This is a genomic window from Pseudanabaena sp. CCNP1317 (assembly GCF_034931345.1).
Taxonomy (GTDB): Bacteria; Cyanobacteriota; Cyanobacteriia; order Pseudanabaenales; family Pseudanabaenaceae; genus Pseudanabaena; species Pseudanabaena galeata.
Genome location: NZ_JAYGIF010000010.1, coordinates 19,051 through 42,696 on the forward strand (window position 1 = coordinate 19,051; position 23,646 = coordinate 42,696).

Consider the following 23,646-nt stretch of genomic DNA (forward strand, 5'->3'; position numbering starts at 1 on the left):
TACTTGCAACGATCCCCGCAAAGATAGACAATGTTTGCATTCAGAAAAAATATGCAAATAAAAAAGCCAAGATAATCCGAATAATTTATGAAAAACGTACTGGCTATCATTCTGGGCGGCGGACAGGGAAGCCGACTATATCCCCTCACTAAGACCCGTGCTAAACCCGCAGTCCCCGTAGCAGGCAAATATCGATTGATCGACATTCCTGTAAGTAACTGTATTAACTCAGGCATTGAAAAAATCTATATCCTGACGCAGTTTAACTCCGCATCCCTTAATCGACATGTCAATCAAGCCTATCGACCTGCATCCTATTCTGACGGCTTTGTGGAAATTCTTGCCGCGCAGCAGACCCCCGATAGTCCAGACTGGTTTCAAGGTACAGCCGACGCTGTTCGTCGTTATGCATGGCTTTTAGAATCTTGGAATGTCACTGAATACCTAATTCTGTCGGGCGATCAACTCTATAATATGGACTACGCAAAATTTGTAGAACATCACCGCAATACTGGTGCAGACATTACCTTGTCCGTACTGCCCGTTGACCAAAAGAAAGCGACTGCTTTTGGGTTACTTAAGACTGATGCTCAAGGTCGCATCATCAAGTTTCTCGAAAAGCCCAAGGGTGAAGCCCTAGAAGAGATGCGCGTCGATACTACCAGTTTAGGCTTGAGTGCAGAAGAAGCCAAATACACACCTTTCATTGCCTCGATGGGGATCTATGTCTTTAACAAAACGGCAATGATGAAGATGCTGAGCGATAATCCTGACTTTACCGACTTTGGTAAAGAGATCATTCCCAACGCTATCCATACTTCTAATGTTCAAGCTTATCTGTTTTCAGATTATTGGGAAGATATTGGAACAATTGAGTCTTTCTATCAAGCAAACCTTGATTTAACTCGCCACCCCGACACTGCTTTTAATTTTTACGAAACCAAAAAGCCCATTTATACTCGCGCTCGCTATTTGCCACCAAGCAAAGCTCATGATTGCAAGATCAAAGACTCGATCATTGGCGAAGGATGTCTCCTGAGTCAAGCAACTATCACTAATTCCGTCGTTGGTATTCGGATGCATATTGATGCTAACTGTACGATCGAAGATACGCTCTTAATGGGATGTGATTTCTATCAGCCTCAAGAAGATCGCAAATCAGATCTCGAAAACAGCATAGTCCCAATGGGCATTGGCGAAAATACGATCATTCGTCATGCAATTATCGACAAGAATGCTCGGATTGGAAAGAATGTACAGATCATCAACAAGGATCGTGTGCAGGATGTAAATCGTGAAGATCAAGGCTATTGCATTTGCAATGGCATTGTTGTCGTTGTCAAAAATGCCGTTATCCCTGATAACACTATTATTTAAAACAGAAACGGCACAAAGTGCCGTTTCTGTTTTAGTAGAACAATAAAAGCCTTGCTTAGCAAGGCTTTTATTATTTATATAGAAGGCTGACGTTTGTGCCATTCCGTTGATTGCTCGTAGCCATAGGCAACTTGTAATAACACATCTTCTCTTAAGACATTAGAAATCATTTGCAACCCAATTGGTAGCCCTTTGGCATCAAATCCGCAGGGAATACTAATCCCTGGAAGCCCAGCCAAATTTACAGGAATCGTCATCAAATCAGATAGATACATTCCCAGTGGATCTTCCGTTTTACTGCCTGCCTTAAAAGCAGTAGTTGGTGCTGTTGGACAAACTAAAACATCAACCTGCTCAAAAGCCTTTTGGAAATCTTGAACGATTAGGGTTCTGACTTTCTGCGCTTTGAGATAATAAGCGTCATAATAACCAGCCGATAGAACATATGTCCCAATCATGATCCGTCGTTTTACTTCCGCACCAAAGCCTTGTTCGCGAGTATTTTCATACATGCTCAGCAAGTTCTCCGCATCCTGATCACGGAAGCCATACTTTACTCCATCATATCGAGCAAGATTGGCTGAAGCTTCTGAAGGCGCAATGATGTAATAAGTGGGCAATCCATAGCGAAATCGAGGACAGGATATTTCATAGACTTCTGCACCCATAGTCTCGAAATGCGCGATCGCTTTTCTAACTGCAACTTCTACTTCACTATCTAAACCTTCGCCAAAGGTTTCAGTAATTACACCAATTTTTTTACCCTTGAGGGACTGAGTTAAATCTGGGGTTAATAAAGCTGCGTAGTCAGGGACTTCGATGTTAATGCTAGTGGAATCCTTAGGATCGTAACCTGCGATCGCTCCTAAAAATATAGCTGCATCTTCAACAGAGTTGGCAAAAGGTCCAATCTGATCGAGGGATGAAGCAAAAGCAACTAGCCCAAATCTGGAAACTAGTCCATAGGTAGGTTTTAATCCAACAACTCCACAATAGGAAGCAGGTTGACGAATTGATCCGCCCGTATCTGAACCCGTAGCAATTACACATTCACCACTAGAGACTGCTGCTGCCGAGCCACCCGATGAGCCACCAGGCACATAATCTGTATTCCAAGGATTAGCTGTGAGGGCGATCGCTGAGTTTTCGGTAGAACTACCCATCGCAAACTCATCGAGGTTGGTTTTGCCGACCATGACAGCCCCAGCCGATCGCAATTTTGCTGTAATTGTCGCTTCGTAGGGTGGGACAAAATTTTTCAGCATATTGGAGCCGCAAGTGGTAGGCATCCCCTTGACACACATATTGTCTTTCATACCTAAGGGAATACCTGCTAGTGCTGGTAAATTTTCTCCTGCGGCGATCGCGGCATCGATGACTTTGGCTTGGGCGATCGCCACTTCGGGCGTAACTGTCACAAAACTATGTAATTTCGGCTCTAACCGATCGATGCGATCTAAAAACTCTTGAGCTATTTCGGTAGCTGATCGCTCTTTATTGATTAAGGTTTGACGAATTTGGGCGATCGATGACATAAACAAGCTGATGGGTTATTGGGCAGAATCCCAATTATAAAACCAAACTAGCTAATGCTAAGGAAGACTCAGTAAAATCATATTTTTAGAGGCGCGGCTTTGCCGCGCCTCTAAAAATATGTAGCGATTTAGTGAATTCATTCACTGAGCCAGCTAAAAATAGTTTCTACGGTTAATTGCAAATCACTGGCAAAGTCTGGCATTGGTAAAACTTGTTCAGGGCGATCGTATATTTGCAGAGCCTGATTAGCACGATAGATAAAGATTACTTTGTCGTCAGGATCGAGTAACCATGCTATCTCAGTACCATTTTTAAGAGCAAATAGTATTTTCTTGACTAATTTAGTTTGCCGTTGATCTGGTGACAAAATTTCAATCATCCAGTCGGGAGGAAGGTTAAAAACATTAGCGATTTCGCCATTGGTATCGCGCACGATCCGATCCCACCGAAAAATCGATATATCTGGCACGATGGACATCCCGCCAAAGGTACAACGCAATTCTGAGAAAGCTCTGGCAATACGCTTTAACCTTAAGGAACTATTGATCCAAGATGTAAATTCGCTTTGAATGGCGCTATGTTTTCCTTTGGGCATCGGCTTCTGAATAATCTCACGGTCAAAAAATTCACTCTCTGGCTCAGTTTCAGGGGTGGCAAGAAATTCTTCTAAAGACAAAGAGTTAACAGTAGCTTGTACCATTTTTTTCGCAATGTTAAGGATTGAGGCTGAGGCGATCGCTTAGCGTAATAACCTGAAATGTAGGATGCGTTAGTGAAGCGTAACGCATCGATTGACATCATATGTATCGAATGAAGGGTTAAGCGATCGCTAATCCTTCATTCGCTTACATTTAATTTCCAAAACTTAACTGATTGGGCAGAATCCCAATTATAAAACCAAACTATAGCGCTACTAAATGAGTTGTAAGATTTTGCGTGTCGTGAGAGTTCGCCCCTTTGGGGCGAACTCTCACAACCTATATGGGATTGCTATAGCTAATGCTAACGATAGGGTAATTTAACAATTTTCTGGACAAGTGTGAAGAAAGCAAATACAATATATCCGCAAATTAAGGTACGTTCGCACCGCTTGGAGGTCATTATTCCTGAACCGCTAACCCTGACTGTGAGTTTACGAGGCAGCCGCGAAGTCAAGGACACCTATCAATTGATCCGCCTCACAGGTCTTCTAGACGCTTTCTCTGAGCCAGCCTTTAAAAAGGTCATTGGCAAATGCGTCGAAGATGGTCCTATCAACGTGATACTAGATCTGTCAACCATTGATTTTGTCGATAGCTCTGGACTTGGGGTTTTAGTGCAAATGGCAAAAAAAACTCAAACTTTGAGTGGCACTCTCCAGATTATTACCAACGCTAGAGTCACCCAAACTGTCAAATTGGTTCGCCTAGATCAGTTCCTATCGCTACAAACATCAATTGATGAAGCTCTAGCCAAGCTTGACCAGACTAAAAAAAACTAGTCAAAGTCAAAAGCTCTCATGATCAATCAAGCTGAAAACTCAACGTCTAATAACTTAGACGTAAATCAAGTAATTGATTGAGGTAATCTTTTTGTCAGATTTTCAGAAAAATTAAGCGGGGTAAATTTTCTAAATTCGAGTTTTTCCTTGATATGAGACTAATAACTTGAAATGATTTTGATGTTTTCATAATTTAGTCAAAAGCAAATTACAACGCTTTGCGCTCAGACCAAACCACAAAAAATTTTTAAAAGTGTTGTGAAACAACGCTTTTAAAAATTTTTTGTGGTTCTGTTGATAGAAAACTGCTGTATGATGTGAATGAGATAAAATTTATAAGCAAGTATGGGCAGGCTCCGTCTGCCCATACTTGTCTGAAATAAATGTAAATGTTGACTGTCTAAACATTTTGTCTACATACAAACTAATTAACCTAATTATTCTGTAATGGCATTCTTTCGTAATGTCTCTTAGTCCAACAGTTAACAATATTGCTGAGATTCCAGCCTCGGCTCTCGCCTATATCGGAGATGCTGTTTATGAAATGCAAATGCGGTTGCATTATTTACTCCCGCCACGCACCGCAAAACAGTATCACCAACTCGTAGTTAGTCAAGTAAGAGCCGAGCAACAAGCAAGACTTCTCGAAACAATCGATCTCACAGACTTTGAGTCCGATCTGGTAAGACGTGGACGCAATGCTGCGGGATCTACACCACGTAAAGTTGATCCCAAGATTTACCAAAGTGCCACAGGATTTGAAGCTTTGATTGGTTATCTTTACTTAACCGATCGCGATCGCCTTGACCAAATTTTCACCCAGCTACTTAGCCACATCGATAACCCAGCGCCGCCATGACAACGCAACCCAGACTAAAATCCAAATCCGACAAGAATTCTGACCGAGACGGAGAGAGGAGTTACGAGAAACGCTCCGAGAAGTCTTTTGATAAATATTCCGATAAGCGATCTGATAATCGCTCTGACAGCAGATCCGATCGCAGCACGGGCAAATATAGCGATAAACGCTCTGATAGCCGATCCGATAGCCGTCCAGAAAAATCGGCAAGATCCTTTGACAAGCCCTACAAATCTGATAAGCCTTACAAGTCGTCAGATAGAAGCACAGATAGAAATTTTGACAAGCGCTCCGACAGCCGATCTGACTCCTCTAAATATTCAGGATACGCAGGTAAATCAGACAAATACTCAGATCGTCGCCCCGAAAAAAGTTTTGACAAACCTTTTGAAAAGCGCAGTGACTCATCATCCGAACCGAGATTTGAGCGCAAGTTTGACAAGCCTGTCGGCAAAAAGTTTGGTGACAAATTCGCCGAAAAGAAATTCGGTGATAAAAAGTTTGGCGATAAAAAGTTTGGAGACAAGAAGTTCGGCGATAAAAAGTTTGAACGTAGCGATCGCCCTGATCGTGGCAGTGATCGTAATTTTGGCGATCGCCCTGATCGTAACTTTGGCGATCGCAAATTTGACCGCGATCGCAACTTCGGCGATCACAAAGTCCCAAACTTTGAGCGCCGCTCTTTGCCACCCGTCTCGCGCAATGTTGATCCCGATGGTGAACTAGGAATTGTGCCACCCGTTCATAATCCTGAAAATCCTGACATTGTGTATGGTCGTCATGCTGTTGAAGCAGTATTACAAAGCGATCGCAGCATTAATCGCGTTTGGGTAACGGCAAGATTGCGTTATGCACCAGATTTTTTACCACTGATTGACGAAGCTAAGGCTGCGGGAGCAGTCGTTGATGAAGTCGATAATACAAGACTGGATCGCATTACGGATAATGGCAGACATCAAGGTATCGCCGTTCAAGTTTCTGCTTACGAATATGCTGATCTTGATGAGTTGATTGTCAAAGCTAAGGAAAAATCGGCTAATCCTGTCATTGTGATCGCAGATGGTATCACCGATCCCCATAATTTGGGAGCAATTATTCGCAGTGCTGCTGCTCTCGGAGCGCAAGCCTTAGTAATTCCCCAGCGCCGTGCCGCAGGAATTACAGCCACCGTTGCCAAAGTCGCCGCAGGTACATTAGAGATTTTGCCCGTCGCTCGTGTTGTCAATCTCAATCGCGCCCTTGAAAAAATCAAAGAAGCGGGTTTCTGGGTTTATGGAACCATGGCAGGGACAAGCGAATCTATTCACAAAGCCAAATTCTCAGGGGCGATCGCTTTAGTGATTGGCTCAGAAGATGAAGGATTGAGTCTCTCAGTTCAAAAGAACTGTGACTTTCTCGTTTCTATACCTTTAGATGGAAAAGTGGAAAGCCTGAATGCATCTGTAGCCACAGGAATGGCTCTGTATGAGATTTTTAGACAACGTTGGGTGAATACGTTAAACCTGAACAATTTGTCTTAACACCATGTTTTAAGTTATATAAACTTATGGAAGAAAAGATGTAGATATAAGGCTTTCCTATTTTTTGAGTTACATTAAAGATATAGGAAAAGTCTTAAATCTAAGTCTTTATCGCTCACCAAAACCATTCACTTTAGCTATGTAAAATCATGGGTGGTAATTTGTTTAAGAACATTTTCACATCAATTCTCGAAACATTTGGTTTGGCTGTGTGGATCGAAATTGTTACCGATTCACCTCACTGCACTTATTACTTTGGTCCTTTTACGAGCGCGGCTGAGGCTGAATCAGCCAAGGTCGGTTATATAGAAGATTTGGAAGCCGAAGGTTCTAAGGGGCTTGCTATTACTGTAAAGCGCTGTAAGCCTGAAAACCTTACTGTTTATGATGATTCACTGGATTTTAAGTTTGACCGTTTTCTTGTATTTAGCGGTCAAACCTAAAACCACTAAATTTATGAATTAGACTAGGGGCTAAAGTCCCTATTTTTTAGTGAGATAAATACATATATGTTATTTGGACTTGGCAAAAAGTTAACACTTCCAACTGCAAGTGAAGCACTTCCTGGAAGAAATTCGGCAATTCCTACAGCCTCTCACCATTTTGTCAATGGGAAAGCCTTGAAACCACCTTTTCCCGAAGGTATGGAAACTGCTGTTTTTGGTTTAGGCTGTTTTTGGGGAGCAGAGCGTAAGTTTTGGCAACAAAAGGGAATCTATGTAACAGCTGTGGGTTATGCCGCAGGGCTAACTCCTAATCCAACCTATGAGGAAGTCTGTTCGGGTAGGACGGGACACAATGAGGTTGTGTTAGTTGTATTTGATCCCAAGGTGATTAGTTATGCTGATTTGCTGAAAGTTTTTTGGGAATCCCATAACCCCACCCAAGGAATGCAGCAGGGCAATGATAAGGGTACGCAGTATCGTTCAGGTATTTATGTGTACAACGATGTCCAACGCAAACTTGCGGAAGATTCGCGAGAAGTCTATCAGGATGCTCTTAAGGCTTCAGGAATGAAGCAGGGTATTACGACAGAAATTCGTGATGCTGGTGATTTTTATTATGCTGAGGGTTACCATCAGCAGTATCTCGCCAAAAATCCAGGTGGCTATTGTGGGCTAGGTGGTACAAATGTTTGTTATCCGCCTACTGCCGCAGTTAGCTAAAAGCCTAAAAAAGCCTCGCAACGCGAGGCTTTTTTATTCTTGAAGTGTCGCGCGAAGCGCGGCACTTCATTTTTTTAAAGGGTTTTTATCACCATTTCCGCTAGCTTTGTGGCTGCTCCCGCTTGTCCACATACTTGTTTTAAGCGATCGCGCATTTTTGTTAGTTCATCGGGGTGATCAAGATAAAACAAGATTTCCGTGGCAACTTGAGTTGGTGTCAAATCCCCTAAAAGTTCTGGCACGATCGCTGCACCTGCCCAAATATTCGGCCAAGCTAATAATTGACCTTTTTTTTGAATTTCGGTTATTAGGATGGAATTAATTAAAACCCTGAGAAATTTACCCAATACTGGTGCAGTAGCTAGTAAGCCTAAAATTCCGTCCCATCCCACCTTCATATCTACAAAATTAGTAGGTAATAGAACAATCATGGGTTGGTTGAGGGCTGCTAGCTCGGCAGTATTTGCCCCAACCGTCGTAATGCACAATTGACTGCTTTGGATGAGGGCATGGGCAGGGAATTCACGATGAATCTTAATGACTGTGCCTTTAGCAGTTACTAAATTCTCATCGATCAAAGTTGCGGTTGCCCCATCACTATCGTCTGTAGGAAAACTATTTTGAGCAAACTTCGCTAAGCCTTCTGTGGTAGTGGTTGGGGCTAAGGCAATTGCTAATTCCAGATCAGGACGCTTTTGCTTGAGGATATCGGCGATCGCCACCACTAAAGGCACACCGATCTGTAATTTATGTCCTTTGGAACCTGGCATAAAGCAAATTCGTAAGGTAGAGCCAGACTCACTTAGTGACTTTGTTTCTACCCGATCAACCATCAAATCTCCGATAACTATTGATTTTTGACGAAATTCTGCTGGGATCTTGTCGGAGATCGCTTGATTACGCACAGCGAATAAATCCGCCCAGCGATACCATCTAGCTTCCCATTCTGCATAGATTAAAGTTTTGTAACCTAGACGCTTGGCGATCGCTACCGTAAAAAATTGATCCCCGCCTAAAAAAATCACAATTCCTTGTTTTGCCCATTCCCAGTTAGGGGTTCGACCCCACAATAAGAAATCAAAAAACTGCTCCTGTGGCAATACTCGCTCAACATTAGGAAAGCTTTGGGCGAGTTGCGCCTCTTTTCCACTGGCGTTCTGACAAGGCGAGAGGGCGATCGAGATGCGAATTTTTGCTAGGGTTTCAGGCGATCGCTGCTGCTCGATTGCCAAAGCCTTGAGGAAAGGATATACCCATGTCGTTAACTCCCCAGGCCCATTCGACAGAATTAAAATATCTGTGAAAATATTTGTGGGTTGAGGATTGTTAATCATAGTTAATAAACTTGTAAATTAATTAGGCTTGTAAATTTAGACAGAGAAATTCGCGCCCTCTCTACTTTATGGGTTGATTGCTAGAAATTGGAATGGCGGGATCGAATTCACGATAAAATTATGCACTCATGATCGAGTTAAATTAAAAGCTAGTAACGAAGCTTTTTACCCCAATTTTTTACTCAAGTTTTTTATAAGCGTCACGCATGTGGATTTAAGTAGTTTATTTGATACACCAAAACCCGTGATCGGGGTCATTCATCTTTTGCCATTGCCTACTTCGCCGCGTTGGGGGAGCAGCCTTAAAGAGGTCATTGATCGAGCCGAACAGGAAGCAACTGCCCTTGCCGCAGGCGGAGTGCATGGAATTATCGTAGAGAATTTTTTTGATGCTCCGTTTACCAAAGATCGAGTTGATCCTGCGGTGGTCAGTTCCATGAGTCTGATTGTGCATCGTGTCAAACAGATGGTTGGCATTCCTGTTGGCATTAATGTGCTGCGGAATGATGGTCATAGTGCCTTAGCGATCGCCTCCTGTGTTGGTGCAAAGTTTATTCGCGTTAATGTCCTCATGGGCGTAATGGCAACCGATCAAGGCATTATCGAAGGGGATGCTTACAAGCTGCTCCGATATCGCCGTGAACTAGGTTCAGATGTGAAAATCTTTGCTGATGTTTTGGTAAAGCACGCTCAACCTATTTCTGTACCGCAGATCGCCGCCGCAGTTCACGATACTGTCCATCGCGGACTTGCCGATGCCGTAATTTTGTCGGGATGGGCGACAGGACATGCTCCAACTTCGGAGGATCTCAAGGAAGCAAAACTCGCTTGCGGAGATACGCCTCTATTGGTTGGTTCGGGCGCAACGTGGGATAACGTACCGCAATTAATGGAGTATGCTGACGGTGTGATTGTCTCTAGCTCTCTCAAGCGCAATGGTCAGATTCAACAGGCGATCGATCCAATTCGAGTCAGTCGTTTTGTCGATGCGGTACGGTTAGATATTGCCAATAAAAAAAATAAGCATATTGCTGAACAGGAAATATTGCGATCGCCACCAGTATCAATTGGATAAAATAAAGACTAGAGTTGCATAGCGACTCTAGTTATACCAAAACCTAAAATAGGTTAGCTATTTATATGTTTTGAAAACCCCTACTGGGTTTGGTTTTTAACTCATAAAAGTGTCGTTACACTTTTGTGAGTTGGTATTGTAAATCTATTAGCAGGTAGGTACAAAATTGTCAGGAACAGCTACAAGAAAACGATCTGAGCCTTGGTTGCATCGGTGGTCGCGCCCTGCGATCGTCGCTTTGACCCTATTTGGCTTTTCTCTAACAACTTATTTGACCGTAACTCACTTCTTTGGTCAAAAAACCGCCCTCTGTGATGTCCAAGGCAGCGGTTGTGATTTAGTGCTAAGCAGTGAGTATGCCAAGATTTTTGGAATCCCCTTAACGATTTTTGGCGCTCTAGGTTATCTCACTTTAGGACTTTTGGCGGGATTGCCATTGATCTTAAAGAAGGATGATCCCAAGGCGCAAGCGCAACTCAAGGAACTAGCGAATTTCTTGATGTTCATGGTTTCATCGTCAACATTTGTGTTTAGTGGATACCTGATGTATCTATTAGCCTCAGGCAGTATCGGTGGCCAGTCGCAGGTTTGCCTCTATTGCATTTCCTCAGCCGCCACCATGACCGCCATTTGGGTGTTAACAGTATTTGGGAATACTTGGAAAGATGTAGGTAATCTTTTCTTTACAGGCTCGATTGTGGCGATCATTACGCTTACTGCAACTCTTGGTGTTTACGCAAACCAAGGTAAACTCGCAGCCCAGAGTAACTCCTATGCAGGACGACTAGCCCAGCACTTAACCGCAACCAATGCAAAAATGTATGGTGCTTATTGGTGTTCACATTGTGACAATCAAAAGAGAAAGTTTGGTGAAGCCCAAAAGCTGATTCCCTACATTGAATGTGATGCTAATGGTGTAAATCCGCAAACTGCCCTATGTCAACAAAAGGGAATTAAAGGATTTCCCACTTGGGAAATTAATGGCAAGCTACTTTCTGGAGAACGAAGTTTAGATGAGTTAGCAAATGAGTCTGGCTACACAGGCGCTCGCAACTAAGTAAAAAAAGAGAGTGCAAAGCACTCTCTTTTTTTATAAGCCCCAAAAATTTGCTCTTTCTTTTAGCCAGCCATTTTTACGCCATTTTTCGACAATATCAAATACCCGATCGCGTAAGTCTAAATGTTGCAATCCTCGCGGCAAGGCGATCGCTAAACTATGTACGGCAAGGGGTTGCCCAATGATTGCAAAATCAGGATGCTCCTTAAGCCATTGAGTAAGACTAGTGCGATCGCCCACAAAAGCTTTGACTTTGCCCGATTGCAGAGCATCTAAACCATCCGCATAGGAACTTGCGCCAATGATCGCCGCCTTGGGGAATTGCGATTGAATCACCGCGATCGCTGCCGAATTTTTGAGAACCCCGATCGCTGAAGGTTGGCTTAGTTCTTGAAAGGTTGTGCTGCGCTTAGCGATCACAATAGTGCTATCGGTGTAATAGGGCAATGAAAAATCTATCAGCCGCGAACGATTATTGGTAACTGTGATTTGGGCGATCGCTAAGTCAATTTGATTATTTTGTAATGCTGCTAGGCGATCTCGATTTTTTAGTGGCACTAATTCAACGGGGAAATTTAGCTCTTTGGCTAACTCACGGGCAATATCAATTTCTAAGCCTGCTAAGTTACCACTGCGATCGCGAAATCCTAAGGGATACAAATTATCTTTGACCCCAATAACTAACTTGCCACGTTTTTTAATTTTATCGAGAGTATTTATGTCTGGGGTGATGGCTGAGTTGGTTTCGGCAGCGATCGCCGAATGATCGGGCTGAATCACCTTAAGATAATTCCCGCCAGCAAATAAGGCGATCACGGCGATCATTGTTTGGGCAAAAGTATTACTTTGAGCTTTTCTCACATAACCTCCTGAAGAATCTTCAAAACCCAAAAAACAAAAAAGCGGCGCATTGCGCCGCTTTTTTGTTTTTTGGGTTTATACAACAGCTTTAGCTTTCTCTACGATCGCCGTAAATGCTTGGGGATCGAGAATGGCAATTTGAGAAAGCATCTTACGATTGATGTCGATATTTGCTTTCTTGAGCAGCCCTGCAAACTTGCTGTAGCTCAAACCTTGTTGGCGAGCCGCAGCATTAATACGGGTAATCCAGAGACTACGGAAATCGCGCTTCTTCTTGCGGCGATCGCGGTAGGCATTACGCAGAGCTTTCATTACCTGCTGGTTAGCAGTGCGGAACAGCTTAGAGTGCGATCCGCGAAAGCCCTTGGCTAATTTTAGTACTTTGTTGCGGCGCTTTCTAGCTACGTTACCGCGTTTTACTCTCGTCATGGCTTCGTTATTATCGTGATTTGTTTTTTATTTGATTTTTTACAGGGTGCGAAGCACTTTGTAAAAAGCTCTTAGGCGTAAGGCATCATTGCGCTTACTCTGTCATTATCAGTCTCATCAACTATAGCCATCTTACCCAATCTGCTCTTGCGAACAGTGGGCTTATGCTCTAGTAGGTGGTTGCGACCAGCGTGGCGGCGAGCAAACTTGCCGCTACCCGTCACCTTGAATCGCTTGGCGGCAGATTTACGAGTTTTGAGCTTAGGCACTTCTTTTTAGTCCAAATTTTTGACCTTTACGAGTGTACCATAAGGTAATGCCATATATTGCATTTAGTAAGAAATTCCAGCAATTCTCATTATGAAACCAATTTTGGTATTTCCAGCACCTTCGGCGCTAGAAATACCAAAATCGGTTTTTTGAAAGCCCGCCGTTGGCGGGCTTTCAAAAAACCGATTTTTATAATGGGAATTGCTGACGAAATTCAAATAATTATCATTTCAAAATCGATTTTAGAGTTTTCTATGCCTACGGCACAGAAAACTCTAAAATCGATTGCAGTCGAACTCTATGGCACAACCTGTCTCTTACAACATAAGTATGGAATCTAGTTCAGAAATTAAGATCAAACGCCGTGTGTTTATCAGTACAGGGGAAGTTTCAGGCGACTGGCATGGGGCAATTTTGATTGAAGCTCTACATGAGCGAGCCGTCCTTAGAAATATCGAATTAGAGATCGTCGGGCTTGGTGGCGATCGCATGGTAGCAACAGGAGCGAGAATCCTCGGCAATACAGTTGGTATTGGTTCCATTGGTGCGGTTGAAGCCCTGCCCTATATTTTGCCCACACTCAAGGTGCAGCGAGATGCTAAAAAATGGTTGAAGACTTCTCCTCCTGATGTGGCGGTTTTAATTGACTACATGATGCCCAATCAAGGAATTGGTTATTATGCCAAGCGCACTTTAAAGATTCCAGTCATCTACTACATTGCACCTCAAGAATGGGTGTGGTCTTTTAATGACAAAAATACTAAGGCGATCGCTGCTTTTACCGATAAGCTATTAGCGATTTTCCCCCAAGAAGCAGTTTATTACGAGAAGCAAGGCACAAATGTGCAATGGGTCGGACATCCTTTTGTAGATCTGATGGCAAAGATTCCCGATCGCATTGAATCTCGTAAACAACTTGGCATTGCCGCTGATGACTTGGTGGTAACTTTGCTTCCCGCTTCTCGAACTCAAGAACTGCGATCTGTCATGCCGATTATTCTCAAAGCAGCGAAGATCATCCAAAACAAGTTACCTCATGTCAAATTTTGGTTGCCGCTATCCCTAGAGCGCTATCGCCCCGAAGTTGAGAAGTTGCTTAAGGAATATGACATCAAAGCTACGATTATTTCGGCTCAGTCACAAATTGCGATTAGTGCTGCTGACTTGGTATTGAGCAAATCTGGAACTGTCAATCTAGAAACGGCTCTTCTCAATGTGCCACAGGTAATTTTATATCGAGTTAGTGCGATTACGGCTTGGATTGCCCGCAATATTATCAAGCTGAAATTACCGTTTATTTCGCCCGTGAATTTGGTCAATATGGAATCAGTCGTGCCTGAGTTTGTTCAAGATGCGGCGATTCCCGAAGCGATCGCGGAGTCTGCTTTAGATCTATTAATCAATCCTCAAGCAAGGCAAACTATGCTCGATGGATATATCAGAGTAAGGGAAAGTTTGGGAGAGAAAGGAGCGATTAACCGCGTTGCTGATTCTATTCTTGATTATCTATAGAATCCATTTCAATGTTCATCAAATCAAAGGCGATCGCTATTACTGTGAATCGCAACTTCTAGGCGATCGCTTTGATGGTCTCAGTTGTAAAATTAGCGCGATCGCTGATCCTGTTATTTTGTTTGTGACAGGCGCAGACATATTCGGCTAGAATTTATCAAGACGTTCAGTATTGGAAAAGAAGCTCTATTTTGTCTAACCCAGATTCCAACACAAATCAGCCTCGCCTTTTATCATTTACCCTTGACGGTTGGTCTGTTTTGGGTGGTCGAGTTACTGTGTCTTTACACGATGGTGTTGCTGTATTAGTTGGTCTCAATGGTGCTGGAAAATCTTCTGTTATTGAGGGATTTGAGGCGATTTCTTTGTATGCAATTGGTAAGATTAATCGAGTGAGGCTAAATGATGATGACAGTATTCCCAAAATATTAGAAATTGAAGTTTTAACTCCGACTGTTCGTCTGCTTAAGTATAATTATGAACTGATAACTCTAAGTAGTTCAGTTGAAGAGCTGAATTTTGAGGATTCTCAAGATGATAAATTAGATGAAAGTCAATTTTCTTGGAATGATCGCTGCCAGTATGCTGATGGAGCAAAAGAGTTGGTGTGGACAACCGAATACGGTATGACAACTTTCCATAATATGTATAGCAGCATAACTAATGTTGTTGGAAGTATGAATGCAATCCGAAGATCTACCAGCTTAAAAACTTCACGGTTTGAGATCCCAGATGAAATGCAGTGGCTTTATTCTGCCTTAAATGAAATTCACATAATGGGAAAAACATCTGTTCGTAAAACCTCTAGGAGACGACTTTCACAACTAAGGGTATCACGTAAAGGTATAGCTTCTAGTTCGTTTGATCTGGTAGATAGTCTGGCTCAAAAAATATTTCGTCGTATGGGCAAGAAAGAAATTAATGAGCTTGAAGCCATTTGTCAGAGAATTGGACTCGGCAGAAAGATAACTATACAAAAGTTTGTTTTAAGTATAGATACTAGAGAAACATTGGAGGATGAAAGCAATGATGAATATATTGCCTCAGTATTGCTTGATGGAGTCAATATTGGGCTGCTTTCTGATGGAACTCTGCGAGTCTTATCGATACTTATGGAATTACTTGTCTCTTCTCCTAGTTCAACAATAATAATTGAAGAGCCTGAAACTCAAATCCATCCTGCTATGTTATCTAAGCTACTCAATGAGATCGAGACCTATACTTATGGGCAAAATTTAATTATTTCAACTCATTCGCCACAGGTAGTTGCATGGACTAGCCCCGAAAAAATCAATCTGGTTCACCGTAAGGATGGACAGACATTTGTTAGTAAATTAGGTGAAGATCAGATTCACAATGTCATTGAATATTTGTCTGAAGAAGGGGACTTAGGCGAATGGATTTACAGTGGTATTCTCGATGATGAGTAACATTAAAATCGCCTTAATTGCTGAGGATGAAACAGACTGTGCTGCAATTCGCAGAATTGTTCATCGTGTCCTTGGGGCAGAAGTCGCAACCAAAAAATGGGCTTCTAACGGTTGTAGTACATTAAGGAAAAAGCTAACAGCAAAGCTGAAAGTACTTTCCAGTGAAGGATGTAATATTTTTGTTGTCGTTCATGATTTGGATCGTAATCCTCAGAATGCATCTCTCAACAAAGAGGAAACATTGCGCTCAAAACTAGAAGCATTATCCTCAGAAATTAAAAGTTTTAATAAACATATCTGTATTCCCATTGAGGAGTTAGAAGCTTGGTTTTGGGCTGATCCAGAAATCATCAAATATCTCGGTGGTGAAAAAGGAAAAGCGCATCCTAACCCTCACGAAATTAAATCTCCTAAAGAGAAACTAATAGAATTATCTAGAGATACAAGTAGAAAGCCTCGTTACAGTACTAACGATAATGATAAATTGGCGACCATGTTAAATTTAGATCTATGTTCTAAACGGTGTTCTTCATTTAGGGAGTTAGTCAAATTCTTGCGATCGCTCTAAAATTTGTACTGAGAGCTTCTAGAGTTTATATATAGTGTCCATTCTATACAAGTCCTAATGATGAGGCAACCAAATGTCCACAGGCAAAGCCTGAAAATGCTACTGCATTTAAACCTTGTCCAGGGAAAGTGCTATCACCCACACAATATAAATCAGGAATAGAAGTTCGATTAAAAGGCATTCCTAAAAGTCCCCAAGGTTTACCCGCAGGGATTGGTCCATAGGTTCCATCGGCGCGACCGAGGAAACGGCGATGGCTTCGGGGTGTGCCGACTTCTTGATAGTCCATACACTCTTCTAGTTTCGGGAAAATCACTAACAGGCGATCGCATAATTTCCTTGCCGCCTCATTCTTCTTCTCTTCATATTCCGAAGCAGATAAACTTTCCCATTCACTCATCCAACTAGGCGTAAAGGTATGCACAATGTGATGCCCATTTGGTGCAAGGGAGCGATCGAGTAGCGTAGGAATCGAGACAAAAATTGTGCCTTGTTCCTTTTGCATATCTTTCCAATCTTCGAGCAAGATATGGTGACAAGCTGCATCATCAGGGATTGCGGAAGCTTCCACACCGAGATGTAAACTCAAGAAACTAGGGGACTTTTGATAGCGTGATTGCCATCCTTTTTCGCCACTGGGCAAAGGTTCATCCTTGAGCAAGTTCCCAAAGGTATCCCAGCGTGTCGCATTGGAAACTACTTTCTTAGCATAGAGAATTTCGCCATTCGCCAGCTTTACCCCGATCGCACCTTTGCCAGATTTTGCTTTGGGAATAATCTGGGTAACCCTTTCCCCATAGCGAATCTCACCGCCCGCTTTGTCCAAACCTTCTGCCAATTTTTCGGCAATCTTGCCCACGCCACCAACGGGATAGTTAATGCCACCATAATGGCGATCGCTAAAAACCATTCCTGCATTAATCGCTGGTGTGCGATCGGCAGGAACCACTGACCAGCAGTAGCATTCCATATCAATGAATTGCAATAACTCAGGATCGCGAATATATTTCTTGGCGATATCCCCTGCATTTTGGGGCAAGTAAGCAGCTAATCCTAAACAAGCCAAAGGATTCTGGAAAAATACGCGCATTAAGTAGCGCCATTCTTCGAGGGACAGCAACTCGATCGCATTTAAGCAATTAAAAATCTGCCAACATTCATCGTAAAACTTGCGAATTCCTTCGCGCTCATGGGGAAAGCGATCGCCTAATTCCTTAATAAACTGTTCATAATCGCGATGCACCTCGATTTCGAGATTATTTGGCAAATGGTAATGGATCTGCACGGGATCGGGAATCGTCTCCATTTTCATATTCACCGCCGCTAGCGCACGGGTGAGGAGATTGGTCGTACCGCGATCGCCAAAACCAAAGATCATCGATGCGCCCACATCAAAGCGATAGCCATTGCGCTCAAAGTAGCCGCCACTCCCCCCCGCAATCAAGTAGCGCTCAAGGACAATTACGCTTGCCCCCTTCGCCGCCAATTGCGTTGCGGTGACTAAGCCGCCAATTCCTGAGCCAATTACAATTACATCCGCATCGAGTGTTAGCGCCATCACATTTCTTAATCAAAACCTATCTTCAACTATATATTGCTTTGCCCTTCAAATGGACATTTGATTGACAGGACAATGCAAATGCATTACTTTTGGTAGAGCATTAACTGTCAAAAATCCCTATGACTGTAATACTAGCTCCATGTTCAGAATCTACCCTTACCGATCGCTACCAGACCACCATTCCTGATCCGATTCGTAAAGCGTTGGGATTAAATAAAAGGGATAAAATCTGTTACACGATTGAGTCGGATGGTCGCGTTGTGATTTCGCGTGCTGACCAAACCGATAGCGATCCCATCATTGGACAATTCCTGAATTTTCTTGCTCAAGATATCGAAAAAAATCCTCAACATGTAAAAGTTTTAAGCACCGCTCTAGTAAGTCGTGTTCAGGCTTTAGTGGCTGATATAGAGATAGATCTGGATGCGACCCTTACGGATGAGGATGAATAGATTTGTCTACCAATCAGCCGTTAGTAATCAATGGATGGAACATATTTGCCCATCCTCTTTTTCTAGATCAGTTGGAAGAACTTCTAAAACAAGTTGAAGGATTACGCCAGAAGTATCCCCATGATTACAAACAGAAAAATGCCACAAAGCGTCTTGCTGCGATCGCTAAATTAGCATTTGATGTCATTCCTCAAGATCCCACCCGTAGCGAATATCGCCAAGGTGCGACGCTTGGTAGCGAGTATAAGCATTGGTTTCGAGCAAAATTTTTTCAGCAATACCGATTATTTTTTCGATATCATCTGGAGAGCAAAATTATTATTTTTGCTTGGGTAAATGATGAGGGTTCTAAGCGAGCCTATGAAAGCAATACAGATGCCTATCGAGTTTTTAAAAAGATGCTCGAAAATGGTCACCCTCCAAGCGATTGGAATGATCTACTCACAGAATCAAAAGGTGAAACTAAGCGTCTAGTAAACGCAGTCAATCGACAAGAAATGAAAGCTTTCTAATTTGATATGGGTTTTACAAACGCTACTAACTAGCCCTTTGTCTGCTAATCTGAGAATTGGTATCTACTATACAAAATTGCATCATGGCCGATCGCCAAATCCTGCTTGACTTTGAAAAGCCCATCGTTGAACTAGAAAACCGTATCGCCCAAATCCGCGAACTCGCGAATGATAACGATGTGGATATGGTTGGTCAGATCCAGCTTTTAGAGCAGCGTGCTGAGCTTTTACGGCGAGAGATTTTTTCGGGATTAGGCGCGATGCAACGGATGCAGATCGCAAGGCATCCCCGCCGTCCTAGTACCCTTGACTATGTGCAAGCCATTACCGATGAGTGGATGGAGCTACATGGCGATCGCAGAGGCAATGATGACCCTGCATTAGTAGGTGGTATCGCGAGAATCAATGATCGGCCTGTGGTAATTTTGGGGCATCAAAAGGGGCGAGACACTAAGGACAACATGACCCGCAATTTTGGCATGGCTTCCCCAGGGGGATATCGCAAAGCGTCAAGATTGATGGATCATGCAAATCGCTTTAAATTGCCAATTATTACCTTGATTGATACCCCTGGGGCATATCCAGGAGTATCGGCAGAGGAGCAGGGACAAGGCGAGGCGATCGCCGCAAATTTACGACAAATGTTTGGCTTGACTGTACCAATTATCTGTACCGTCATTGGTGAAGGCGGATCGGGTGGAGCCTTGGGGATTGGCATTGGCGATCACATCATGATGTTTGAAAATTCGGTCTATACGGTGGCGACTCCTGAGGCTTGTGCGGCGATTTTGTGGCGCGACTCGGCAAAGGCTGGCAAGGCGGCGGAAGCCTTAAAAATCACGGCTCCTGACTTGAAGCGTTTGGGTATTGTTGATTATGTAATTGATGAGCCTCTGGGTGGGGCGCATCGTTTCCCATTACAAGCGGCGGAAAATCTGAAAGCTGCGATCGTGGAGAATCTCGATCGCTTAAGTCAATTACCTGTGGAAGATTTGCAAGAAATGCGTTATCAAAAATTCCGTAAGATGGGCGTATTTCTCGAATCATAAAGCTTGAGGCGATCGCACTAATCATCTCTCCAAAAGACGATCACCAATCTATCAGAGCGATCACAGCTTATGCCCAATTAACGTCAGTTCGACGAAAGCGAAAAATGGTAAGAATTGCTAAGCGATTCTTACCATTTTTTGCCATTTGCGGCGTGCGAAGCACGCCGCAAATGGCTATATCGAACTCACGTTATTTTTAGACTGGGAAGGGCGTAGGAAGAAAATCTGTTTGATTGTTATGACGCAACTGCCCCAAATTTTTAAGTGCCTGAAAGCGATCGCAAGTCAGCATCCATAAAACTGCGATCGCCTAAAATCTTGAGCATTGGGCCAAGTGCGCCAAACTGAACTACGCTCAGCGATGCGGCTGGAACATCAATGCGATCGCGATATCTACCCATATCGATTCCCAATAAACCACAGAGAATGACGCGAATTGTTGCCTTGTGCGAAACGACTAATACATTACCCGATGGATACATTTCTTGAATTTCGGCAACTACAAATGAAGCTCGACTGGCAAGTTGTACTGCCGTTTCACCGCCCGTGGGTGGATTCCATGCAGGTTCCGTCAACCAACGGAGATAATCATCGCTATAATTCTCTTTGACAAAATCATTGGTTAGTCCTTCCCATTTGCCATAACGTAATTCTTTTAAGCCATCTCGAAATTGCATTTCCATGCCGATCGCTTTGCATAATGGTGTGGCTGTGGCGATCGTGCGTCTCATGGGACTGACAAATACGGCATCCCATGCGATCGCTTTATAAGCATCGCCAAAGGCTACTGCCATTTTTTCACCATTCTCAGTTAACTCAGGATCAAGCTCTCCACAATAGCCGCCAGTACGACTATAGGCAGTTTCTCCATGACGAAGCAGGTATAGTTTTAAGCTCATAATTCCTTATTGATTTGCTCCCCTCTCCCATTGGGAGAGGGGCTGGGGGTGAGGGCTTAATGGGGATAACGCCAGTTCACGATTTCAGGCATATCGATACCATGCTCGTAAGCATATCGACGACAATCAATTTGTTGATTGAGCAAAGCTTCCTTCGCATGAGCGCCGATATTTTTGAGCTTCGGTACACGATCAATTACATCGATCGCCAGACTAAAACGATCAACTTGGTTATTGATGGCAAGTTCCAAAGGCGTATTGATATTCCCCTTCTCCTTGTAACCGCGCACATGCAGATTTTTGTGATTGGTGCGGCGATAGGCGAGACGGTGAATCAACCAAGGATAACCGTGGAAGTTGAAAATAATTGGCTTATCAGTGGTGAAGAGCGAATCAAAATCGCGATCGCTTAAACCGTGAGGATGTTCAGTATCAGGCTGTAGCTTGAACAAATCCACAACATTGATAAAACGGATCTTCAACTCTGGGAAATGCTCCCATAACAAGATTGTGGCGGCTAAAGCCTCTTGAGTTAGAATATCCCCACAACCTACCATCACCACATCAGGTTCGACACCTTGATCATTACTTGCCCAGTCCCAAATGCCTAAACCTTTGGTGCAGTGCTTCACCGCATCTTCCATATTCAGGAATTGCAAATGTGATTGCTTATCGCAAACGATCACATTTACATAGTCAGTACTACGCAAACAATGATCGGAAACCGATAGCAACGTATTCACATCGGGTGGTAAATAGATGCGTGTTACTTCTGCACTCTTGTTCACTACCACATCCAAGAATCCGGGATCTTGATGGGTAAAGCCGTTGTGGTCTTGTCGCCATACTGTTGATGTAATCAAGAGATTAAGCGAAGCGATCGGCGATCGCCAAGGAATCTCTCTACTGATTTCCAACCACTTGCAATGCTGGTTGATCATCGAGTCGATCACATGCACAAAGGATTCATAGGTCGAGAAAAATCCATGTCTTCCAGTTAGTAAATAGCCCTCTAGCCAACCTTCTAAGGTATGCTCACTGAGGATTTCCATCACGCGACCATCGGTAGCTAGTTCACCACCATCAGCATCTTCAGGTAGATATTCAGCAATCCAGAACTTCTTACTGACTTCATAAATCGCTTGCAGTTTATTAGATGTGTTTTCATCGGGACCAAAGACACGGAAATTGTCCATGTTTTGAAGCATCACATCGCGCAGGAAAACACCCAAAGGCTTGGTATTTTCGGCTTCACTTGTGCCAGCCTTGTCGATTTTTACGCCATAACTGCGAAAATCGGGCATTCTCAAACCACGACGAACTAAACCACCATTAGCGATCGGGTTCGCGCTCATACGGCGATCGCCTGTGGGAGCAAGATCCTTCAATTCAGGAATCAACTTGCCTGATGCATCAAACAATTCATCAGGCTTGTAGCTCTGCATCCAATCCGATAGCATTTTTAAATGTTCGGGATTATTATGCATTCCCGACAGTGGTACTTGGTGCGCTCGCCAAAAACCTTCGACTTTATGCCCGTCTACTTCCGCAGGACCAGTCCAGCCTTTAGGAGTTCGCAATACGATCATTGGGAACTTGGCGCGTTTAGGAATACCCGTACTGCGAGATTCTTGTTGAATAGACTTAATTTCGTTAATGCAGTGTTCTAGGGTGGCAGCGATCGCCTGATGCATCGACTCAGGGTCAGAACCTTCCACAAAATAGGGTTGATAGCCATAGCCAATAAAGAGGCTTTCTAGCTCTTCGTGGCTGATGCGCGATAGGACTGTGGGGTTATTAATCTTATAGCCATTCAAATGTAGAATTGGCAATACCGCACCATCACGGATCGGATTAATGAACTTGTTGGAATGCCAAGCAGTGGCGAGGGGGCCAGTTTCCGATTCACCATCACCAACCATCACTACCGAGATTAAATCGGGATTGTCAAATACAGTTCCATAGGCGTGGGAAACGCTGTAGCCAAGTTCTCCGCCCTCATGTATTGAGCCTGGAGTTTCAGGTGTACAGTGGCTACCAATCCCACCAGGAAAAGAAAATTGCTTAAAGAAAAGCTTCATTCCTTCTGCATCTTCACTGATGTCGTGATAAAACTCGGAATAGGTTCCTTCTAGATATACAGGACCTAAAATCCCTGGTGCGCCATGTCCAGGTCCTGCCAAAAAGATGGCATTCAAATCGTATTTCTTAATCAGGCGATTCAAATGTGTATAGACAAAACTCATGCCAGGACTCGATCCCCAATGTCCGAGCAAGCGATTTTTGATATGATCTGGCTTCAAAGGTTCGCGCAAAAGTGGATTTTCGCGTAGATAGATCATCCCGATCGCGAGATAATTACAAGCCCGCCAGTAGGCATCGGTTTTCCGCAGTTCTTCGGCACTGAGAGGGTTTCCTGCAACAGTGGAGCGTGCAGTGCCATAGCAACTGATTGATGTGCTGCTAGAGAAGTCCGTGTCAGCCATTTTGAGAGGAGTTGATACCATAAAATTACGATTTGTTCCTGTCGTTAATTAGTTTTATAACTTCTGACTTCACAACTCTACATGAGATTGCAAGAATTCGGAGTGATGTGTATGTCTCTTTTAGCTTAGCTAATTAGGATCGCTTATCCCTATATCTGGTTTAGATTTGCGGGTGGGGATCGCTTATACTTCTATATAAGGTTTCATAAAAAG

The 23,646-nt window shown here is 43.3% G+C and carries 24 protein-coding genes; 15 read left to right on the forward strand and 9 right to left on the reverse strand.

From position 1 onward, the window contains the following. The first annotated feature begins 87 nt into the window (after positions 1-87). On the forward strand, positions 88-1,377 hold the full coding sequence (locus VB775_RS05585; RefSeq protein ID WP_281006554.1) for a glucose-1-phosphate adenylyltransferase: 1,290 nt from the start codon (positions 88-90) through the stop codon (positions 1,375-1,377). A 74-nt stretch (positions 1,378-1,451) separates the two neighbouring features. Here the strand turns inward: VB775_RS05585 and gatA are convergent, their stop codons facing one another. Next, positions 1,452-2,912: an Asp-tRNA(Asn)/Glu-tRNA(Gln) amidotransferase subunit GatA gene (gene gatA, locus VB775_RS05590; protein WP_281006555.1), complete on the reverse strand. Its 1,461-nt coding sequence runs from the start codon at positions 2,910-2,912 to the stop codon at positions 1,452-1,454. A 137-nt stretch (positions 2,913-3,049) separates the two neighbouring features. Then, positions 3,050-3,613, reverse strand: a complete 564-nt coding sequence (locus VB775_RS05595; protein ID WP_281006556.1) for a Uma2 family endonuclease — start codon at positions 3,611-3,613, stop codon at positions 3,050-3,052. Positions 3,614-3,982: 369 nt separating this feature from the next. Between VB775_RS05595 and VB775_RS05600 the strand changes: the two genes are divergently transcribed. From VB775_RS05600 to msrA, 5 genes are all read left to right on the forward strand, one after another. Further along, a complete protein-coding gene (locus VB775_RS05600) occupies positions 3,983-4,393 on the forward strand; it encodes an STAS domain-containing protein (RefSeq protein WP_407072999.1) in 411 nt (136 codons plus the stop codon). A gap of 463 nt (positions 4,394-4,856) precedes the next feature. Next, on the forward strand, positions 4,857-5,252 hold the full coding sequence (locus VB775_RS05605) for a Mini-ribonuclease 3 (protein ID WP_281006558.1): 396 nt from the start codon (positions 4,857-4,859) through the stop codon (positions 5,250-5,252). Next, complete coding sequence (gene rlmB, locus VB775_RS05610) at positions 5,249-6,772, forward strand: 23S rRNA (guanosine(2251)-2'-O)-methyltransferase RlmB (protein ID WP_281006559.1); 1,524 nt, start codon at positions 5,249-5,251, stop codon at positions 6,770-6,772. Before VB775_RS05605 ends, rlmB begins: the two co-directional genes overlap by 4 nt. 149 nt (positions 6,773-6,921) lie before the next feature. After that, complete coding sequence (locus VB775_RS05615) at positions 6,922-7,215, forward strand: DUF1816 domain-containing protein (RefSeq protein ID WP_281006560.1); 294 nt, start codon at positions 6,922-6,924, stop codon at positions 7,213-7,215. 66 nt (positions 7,216-7,281) lie between these two features. Further along, a complete protein-coding gene (msrA, locus tag VB775_RS05620; protein WP_281006561.1) occupies positions 7,282-7,938 on the forward strand; it encodes a peptide-methionine (S)-S-oxide reductase MsrA in 657 nt (218 codons plus the stop codon). Positions 7,939-8,012: 74 nt separating this feature from the next. Here msrA and VB775_RS05625 read toward each other — a convergent pair whose 3' ends face one another. Continuing rightward, the gene (locus VB775_RS05625) at positions 8,013-9,272 is read right to left on the reverse strand and encodes a lipid-A-disaccharide synthase (protein WP_281006562.1); all 1,260 of its coding nucleotides are present in this window, start codon (positions 9,270-9,272) and stop codon (positions 8,013-8,015) included. Positions 9,273-9,480: 208 nt separating this feature from the next. Here VB775_RS05625 and btpA point away from each other — a divergent pair, with 208 nt between their 5' ends. After that, positions 9,481-10,347: a photosystem I biogenesis protein BtpA gene (gene btpA / locus VB775_RS05630; protein WP_281006563.1), complete on the forward strand. Its 867-nt coding sequence runs from the start codon at positions 9,481-9,483 to the stop codon at positions 10,345-10,347. 166 nt (positions 10,348-10,513) lie between these two features. Then, entirely contained in the window at positions 10,514-11,404 is an 891-nt protein-coding gene (locus tag VB775_RS05635; RefSeq protein WP_281006564.1) for a vitamin K epoxide reductase family protein, read from the forward strand. A gap of 33 nt (positions 11,405-11,437) precedes the next feature. On the opposite strand, the gene VB775_RS05640 is transcribed toward VB775_RS05635, so the two are convergent. From VB775_RS05640 to rpmI, 3 genes are all read right to left on the reverse strand, one after another. Beyond that, on the reverse strand, positions 11,438-12,265 hold the full coding sequence (locus VB775_RS05640; protein WP_281006565.1) for a transporter substrate-binding domain-containing protein: 828 nt from the start codon (positions 12,263-12,265) through the stop codon (positions 11,438-11,440). 75 nt (positions 12,266-12,340) lie between these two features. After that, a complete protein-coding gene (gene rplT / locus VB775_RS05645; protein WP_094533164.1) occupies positions 12,341-12,694 on the reverse strand; it encodes a 50S ribosomal protein L20 in 354 nt (117 codons plus the stop codon). 71 nt (positions 12,695-12,765) lie between these two features. Continuing rightward, complete coding sequence (rpmI, locus tag VB775_RS05650; protein WP_103670288.1) at positions 12,766-12,963, reverse strand: 50S ribosomal protein L35; 198 nt, start codon at positions 12,961-12,963, stop codon at positions 12,766-12,768. Between the two features lie 331 nt (positions 12,964-13,294). Between rpmI and lpxB the strand changes: the two genes are divergently transcribed. From lpxB to VB775_RS05670, 4 genes are read left to right on the forward strand one after another with little or no spacing between them, the layout of a single operon-like run. Then, a complete protein-coding gene (lpxB, locus tag VB775_RS05655) occupies positions 13,295-14,476 on the forward strand; it encodes a lipid-A-disaccharide synthase (RefSeq protein WP_407073000.1) in 1,182 nt (393 codons plus the stop codon). Continuing rightward, positions 14,463-14,627: a hypothetical protein gene (locus VB775_RS05660; RefSeq protein ID WP_281006567.1), complete on the forward strand. Its 165-nt coding sequence runs from the start codon at positions 14,463-14,465 to the stop codon at positions 14,625-14,627. Before lpxB ends, VB775_RS05660 begins: the two co-directional genes overlap by 14 nt. 40 nt (positions 14,628-14,667) lie before the next feature. Further along, positions 14,668-15,906 carry an AAA family ATPase gene (locus VB775_RS05665; RefSeq protein ID WP_281006568.1) on the forward strand — a complete coding sequence of 413 codons (1,239 nt, stop codon included), beginning with the start codon at positions 14,668-14,670 and terminating at the stop codon, positions 15,904-15,906. Beyond that, positions 15,899-16,474, forward strand: a complete 576-nt coding sequence (locus VB775_RS05670; RefSeq protein ID WP_281006569.1) for a DUF4276 family protein — start codon at positions 15,899-15,901, stop codon at positions 16,472-16,474. The genes VB775_RS05665 and VB775_RS05670 overlap by 8 nt, the downstream gene beginning before the upstream one ends. 43 nt (positions 16,475-16,517) lie before the next feature. Here VB775_RS05670 and crtH read toward each other — a convergent pair whose 3' ends face one another. Continuing rightward, a complete protein-coding gene (gene crtH, locus VB775_RS05675; protein ID WP_281006570.1) occupies positions 16,518-18,032 on the reverse strand; it encodes a carotenoid isomerase in 1,515 nt (504 codons plus the stop codon). 122 nt (positions 18,033-18,154) lie between these two features. Here crtH and VB775_RS05680 point away from each other — a divergent pair, with 122 nt between their 5' ends. The 3 genes from VB775_RS05680 (at position 18,155) to VB775_RS05690 (ending at position 20,048) form a co-directional block, all read left to right on the forward strand. Continuing rightward, on the forward strand, positions 18,155-18,487 hold the full coding sequence (locus VB775_RS05680) for a type II toxin-antitoxin system PrlF family antitoxin (protein WP_281006571.1): 333 nt from the start codon (positions 18,155-18,157) through the stop codon (positions 18,485-18,487). Between the two features lie 2 nt (positions 18,488-18,489). Beyond that, positions 18,490-18,999, forward strand: coding sequence for a type II toxin-antitoxin system YhaV family toxin (locus VB775_RS05685; RefSeq protein WP_281006572.1), 510 nt, complete (start codon positions 18,490-18,492; stop codon positions 18,997-18,999). Between the two features lie 83 nt (positions 19,000-19,082). After that, positions 19,083-20,048: an acetyl-CoA carboxylase carboxyltransferase subunit alpha gene (locus VB775_RS05690; RefSeq protein ID WP_281006573.1), complete on the forward strand. Its 966-nt coding sequence runs from the start codon at positions 19,083-19,085 to the stop codon at positions 20,046-20,048. A gap of 260 nt (positions 20,049-20,308) precedes the next feature. Here the strand turns inward: VB775_RS05690 and VB775_RS05695 are convergent, their stop codons facing one another. Then, positions 20,309-20,947: a histidine phosphatase family protein gene (locus tag VB775_RS05695; protein WP_281006574.1), complete on the reverse strand. Its 639-nt coding sequence runs from the start codon at positions 20,945-20,947 to the stop codon at positions 20,309-20,311. A gap of 56 nt (positions 20,948-21,003) precedes the next feature. Then, positions 21,004-23,454, reverse strand: coding sequence for a phosphoketolase (locus VB775_RS05700; protein ID WP_281006575.1), 2,451 nt, complete (start codon positions 23,452-23,454; stop codon positions 21,004-21,006). Positions 23,455-23,646: the final 192 nt, after the last annotated feature.